Below are 2649 nucleotides of genomic sequence, written 5' to 3'. Positions count from 1 at the left end.
ACCTTTAGACATTCGCGCTGAGCGCGGATCGCCGCCGGGACGCCTCCCGGCCTAAGCACCCGTCAACTCGCCCCGCCGGCCGAAAGGTCGCGCGGGGCTTTTTCGTCGTTTCGGGGCGCCGGGCCGCGCCTCCACGGCGAATCGACATAGGGCTCGCCCAGATCATGGCTTCCCATAAGAGCCGATAGGGCGCCGGCATGGCGCGGTCGATGTCGCCAATAGCGACCGCACTTGCTCATTTCCTCCTCGTAATCGCTACCCAGCGTCGTGACGGGGATCCACGAGATGTCGGACATTAGCGCCTCCTGTCATCCTGATTCTATACTCCCGCCATGGCATCATCCAACGGCACGCTCGGCGGCTGCATCGCCCTCGGCTACGGCATCCGGGCGACGTGCCTGGCGTGCTGGCATGCGCGGGAACTGGACCTGCCGGCGCTCGCCGCGCGCATCGGGCAGGGTCATGGAGCGCTGCATGACGACCTTGTCCCCCGACTGCGCTGCGTCGAATGCGCATCGAAGCGGATCGCGCTCACCATGCTGCCGCCGCATGTGCCGACCTGGGGCGGTGTTACTTGATCGCCCATAGCCGCAGGCATTCGTCGCACAGCTGGCCATTCGGCCCGCGCTTGGGGCAGTCTGCCGGGCACCCCGGCGCGGTGAGCCAGCGCCAGAGGCGGCGAGCGAGAGAAAGAAAATGGGTCATCGCGCGATTCCCCCGGAACGGCAGGGGAACGCAGTCCACGGGTTTTCCACGGATCGACGTGCCGTGTTCCGCAGGCGTTCGCACGTCTGTGCAAGGATACCGATTAGTCGGCGCGGCACAAATCGTTGATATTTAAGGGAAACGATGGTGGGCGATGCAGGGATTGAACCTGCGACCCCTCCCGTGTGAAGGGCAAGCCTAGTCATTGCGTACCAACCTCTTGCGCGATGTTGAAGCCTCAGTCCACGGTTTTTCCACCGTTTTCCGTTTCTTGCCGCGATGCGGAACGGGGAGAAGATCGGCCTTCCGGCTTTCCTCCGAAGCCACGACATGTTCATAGCGCGCCGCTGATTTCTCGTCACGCCAGCGCCCGGTGCCGACGAGCCCGCGAGTGTCGAGCCCGGCATAGCGGCGCATCCACGTCGCCCAGGTGTGGCAAAGGGTGTGGAAGGTGACGTGCTCGACGTCGGCACCAGCCGCCTCCTTGGCCTTCTTCATCAGCGTATAGAGCCGCCCGCACTTCCTGAACCGGAATGCCTTCTGCTTGTCCCGATCTAAGCCGCGCGGATGGTTCGCCATCTCGGCGACGAGGAACGGCGGCAGATGGACGGCGCGCGGATCATCGTTCTTCGTAACGGCGAAATAGGCGAAGGATTCGGCAAGCGTGATCTGGCGGCAGGTGAGGTTCAGGGCATCGCTCAGCCGGCAGCCGGTGTAGCAGAGGAAGACGAGCAGCACGCGGAACTCGGCATCAATCGCGCCAGCCGCCTCGAAGAGCCGGAACGCCTGCTCAGGCTGCATCCAGTCCACCCGCTTGCGGCCCCGCCAGCCCTTCGGCCGGCGGATCGCCGTCTCTACGCCTGCTCGCTTGAGAATGGCGCTGATCGGCGTGTGAACCTGCCGGTTCCGGGTGGCAGGCGTCGCCTCGGGATAGAGCGCGACGGCGGCGCGGTCTATGGCGGCCTGGTCGATATCGGTCAGGATCGTTTCGCCGAAATGTCGGATCAGCCCTTTCGACCATTGCTTCGTCGCCTTGTCGAAGGCGCCGACGAACCGCATGTCGCCGCCTGCGTCCATGTAATCCATCGCCGCCTCGATGAATGGCTTCCCCGCTTTCGTGGCGGCTATCGCGGGGGCAGACTTACCACGTTCGATTTCGCTCTTTCGCGCGGCGAGGATCTTGCGCGCGACGGCTTCGACAGAGCTTCCTGTGCTCTCGTCCACGTACTCGCCAAGGTAGGTTCCGCGGATGCGGTAGTTCGGCGATTTCCCCGCGCGGGGCGGGACGAGCTTGAGCGGCATGACGTGGCATCCGGGCGCAGGGCTTCGGTCAGCTTAACCAGATCGGCATCGGTGAACAGCTTCCTCGCGCCGTTGAGGAAATAGAACGGGTATCGCTTGACGATCTCGTGCAGCGAGCGCCGGCTGATGCGCAGCGCCTCGGCTGCCTCGTCCATCGTGTGGACCTTGCCTAGGCTCATATCTCGAACACCCCGTGCTCGTCTCGCAGCCATTCCTTGATCGGCTTCTGGAGCCTGAACCATTCCCCGCTAAATCGAAGGTCGCCAAATTTCTGGTGCAGCCGCTTCTCGTCCGAGCGCGTCCCGGGGAAACTGACAATTAGGGCAATCGGCCTAGGGTTTGCAGTGCGCAGAGAGTGAAGCCGCTGCGCAAGGTTGCGGGTGTAGCCGATCTTGACCTTGTAGTCGCACCGGATCACGTAGACCAGATCTTCACGGGGCAGCGGCTCTGCTCTGGCCTTGGCCTGTGCTTTCAGTTCGTCGAGTTCAAGCCTGAACGATCGCAGCGCGGATTCATCGAAGGTCCAGAGCCCGCCGATCTTGGCGGCCCCTGGCACTTCGCCGCGCGCCGCCAAGGCTTGCACGGTGCGAACCTCGACGCCAAGGATGCCGGCCGCTGCATCGGCCCGGATGCGCTCGAAGA

General features: G+C 64.0%; 3 protein-coding genes. 1 reads left to right on the top strand and 2 read right to left on the bottom strand.

Going from position 1 to position 2649, the window contains the following annotated elements; genetic code table 11:
• The first annotated feature begins 332 nt into the window (after positions 1 to 332).
• The gene (locus ABFC67_RS03975) at positions 333 to 578 is read left to right on the top strand and encodes a hypothetical protein (RefSeq protein ID WP_346736749.1); all 246 of its coding nucleotides are present in this window, start codon (positions 333 to 335) and stop codon (positions 576 to 578) included.
• Between the two features lie 325 nt (positions 579 to 903).
• Here the strand turns inward: ABFC67_RS03975 and ABFC67_RS03970 are convergent, their stop codons facing one another.
• Positions 904 to 2007, bottom strand: a complete 1104-nt coding sequence (locus ABFC67_RS03970) for a tyrosine-type recombinase/integrase (protein WP_346736748.1) — start codon at positions 2005 to 2007, stop codon at positions 904 to 906.
• Between the two features lie 175 nt (positions 2008 to 2182).
• Positions 2183 to 2649 (bottom strand): GIY-YIG nuclease family protein (locus tag ABFC67_RS03965; protein ID WP_346736747.1); only part of this gene is annotated, 467 nt, incomplete at its 5' end.

The sequence above is a fragment of the Mizugakiibacter sp. genome (assembly GCF_039680435.1).
Lineage (GTDB): Bacteria > Pseudomonadota > Gammaproteobacteria > Xanthomonadales > Rhodanobacteraceae > Mizugakiibacter.
Note: the sequence above shows the minus strand (reverse complement) of the source record. Positions and strands in the feature narration are given on the sequence as shown.

Excerpts from the sequence above, each read along its gene's own strand:
- ABFC67_RS03975 (WP_346736749.1), top strand. The coding sequence starts at position 333 with ATGGCATCATCCAACGGCACGCTCGGCGGCTGCATCGCCCTCGGCTAC.
- ABFC67_RS03970 (WP_346736748.1), bottom strand. The coding sequence starts at position 2,007 with ATGCCGCTCAAGCTCGTCCCGCCCCGCGCGGGGAAATCGCCGAACTAC.